2 protein-coding genes are annotated in these 2,307 nt (G+C 66.4%); both read left to right on the forward strand.

The window, feature by feature from the left end:
- Positions 1 to 355: 355 nt before the first annotated feature.
- Positions 356 to 1,948, forward strand: a complete 1,593-nt coding sequence (locus tag ARTSIC4J27_RS20175; protein WP_083435565.1) for an MFS transporter — start codon at positions 356 to 358, stop codon at positions 1,946 to 1,948.
- An 80-nt stretch (positions 1,949 to 2,028) separates the two neighbouring features.
- Positions 2,029 to 2,307 (forward strand): hypothetical protein (locus tag ARTSIC4J27_RS23310; protein WP_235436794.1); only part of this gene is annotated, 279 nt, incomplete at its 3' end.

Below are 2,307 nucleotides of genomic sequence, written 5' to 3' on the forward strand. Positions count from 1 at the left end.
AACGACCCACTCCCGAACATCAGCGCACCGGCCGAGACAGCGCACCCTGGCCCAGTGGCTTGCGGACAGGTCTCCTAATTGCTCCTCGACCGCGTCGACTTCTTCATTATGAAGTCGGCGCGGTGCAGCAACGCGGCCACATCCAAGAGGGGTTCGAAGGACACGGTGGGACGACACCATCATGCTCGCCCCAAACACCACGCCCATGGGGTACAGGCAACCCACGCCTCCTGACAAACCCCCGGCCCTCATTTGGCACCCACCACATCGCAGCCTGCCTGACCATAGAGCGTTCTGCCGCGGCAGAACGCGCCTCTCACCGCCCTTGACAGGGCCCGACAGCAAGGAAGAAACCATGGAATGTTCGCTAGACGAACGGGCAGACTTCGGTCCCGGCGGTTACCTGCCGGGGCACCGCCGCCCGTTCACACCACCCGCAGACGACCCTCGAAGGGACCAAACACCCCTCCCCACCGAACAGGACACAGCCGGCGGCGGGTCACCCCAGAGCAAGGACGCCACAGTACCGTCAACGTCAGTACCGGCCGCCCCGGCAGTCAGGGCTCCTGCAAGGCGCGGGCTCGTCCCCGTCCTCGCCTTCACTGGCATCGCCGTCGCCGTCATGCAGACCCTGCTTGTTCCCGTCGTCGCCGGCCTTCCTAGGCTGTTGGACACCACCGCGTCCAACGCCGCGTGGGTGATCACTGCGACGCTGCTGTCCGGCACCATCGCCGCTCCGGTCATGGGGCGGCTCGGCGACCTTTACGGCAAGCGCCGCCTGCTCGTCATCAGCCTCGCGCTGATGGTGCTGGGCTCGCTGATCTCCGGGTTTACTTCGGACCTCCTGCCGATGGTGGCGGGCCGCGCCGTCCAGGGCCTGGCGCTGGGGGCCATCCCGCTCGGCATCAGCATCATTTGGGACCAGCTGCCACCCGAGCGGCGTGGATTGGCCCTAGCGCTGATGAGCAGCTCTATCGGTGTCGGCGGTGCACTCGCCATTCCTCTGGCCGCGCTCGTTGCCCAAAACTTCGACTGGCACTGGCTGTTCTTCGCCTCCGCCGCCCTCGGCGCGCTGGCCATAGCGGCGATCTTGGCCGTAGTACCCGGGAACGAGCAGCGCATCCCCGGACGCTTCGATGTGATTGGCGCGCTCGGACTGACCCTTGGCCTCGTCGCCCTGCTGCTGCCCGTCTCCAAGGGCGCCGACTGGGGCTGGGGGAGCCCCGCCACGCTCGGGCTCTTCGCCGCCGCCATAGTGATCTTCCTGCTGTGGGGGCTCTTCGAACTGCGTACCAAGGACCCGCTGTTGGATCTGCGCACAGCCTCACGCCGGCAGGTCCTCCTCACCAACCTGGCCGCGATCACCGTGGGTCTGGCGTTCTTCGCGGTAACCCTCGTCATGCCACAGCTGCTGCAACTGCCTGAATCTACCGGATACGGGCTCGGGATGTCCATGGTCACCACAGGCATCTGCGCATCCTCAATGGGTCTCGCGATGATGGCGGTTGCCCCGCTCGCCGCCCGACTGTCGGCCTTGCGCGGGCAAAAGTTCACGCTGATGACAGGGCTTGCGCTGCTCGCCGTAGCCTATCTGACAGGGACGGGGTTGCTGGGCGCCGTTTGGCAGATCGTGATCGTCGCCGCCCTTGCAGGCAGCGGCGTCGGCATGGCCTATTCCGTGATGCCAGCGCTCATCCTCGACGCCGTCGATCCCTCGGAATCGGGTGCGGCCAATGGGCTGAACTCGCTGATGCGTTCCATGGGCACGTCGGTCTCCAGCGCCGTCGTAGGCGTGGTCCTCGCGAGCACCGCGCAGCCTATGGGGAGCGTCGAGGTGCCGACGCTGGTCGGCTTTCGCACCTCATTCCTGATCGCGGCAGGCGCGGCGCTTCTCGGCCTCGCTCTTGCAACGTTCCTGCCAGGGCGGAGGCGGAGCGCCGCGAAATGACACGGCGCCGGGTCGTCCCAACAGCAGGCGCACTCCGGAAGTGGACCGGCCGGCGGCCCACTCCCCTTACTGTCGAAGAAGTGTCAGGGCAGTCGCGGCATGGTCACATCGCCTGGAGCCGACACCCGGATGAGCGAATCGCCGCCAAGCACGGGCGGCCAGTCCAGCTCGACCAATCCGTTGAGGGTCTTGTGGAAGGGGGCCGCGTTGCTGACAGTTGGGACGACTTCATCGACAAGGCGGCGAAGCCGTCGTGGAAGCTGTCGAGGGCGCTCGAGAACCAGTCGCGGGCACCGTCCGCGAATCACTGCCATGCGCTATCTCGGATATTCTGCCGTTACGCAGGGGTCCTGTTGTTA

Origin of the sequence: Pseudarthrobacter siccitolerans (assembly GCF_001046895.1) — a bacterium.
Lineage (GTDB): Bacteria > Actinomycetota > Actinomycetes > Actinomycetales > Micrococcaceae > Arthrobacter > Arthrobacter siccitolerans.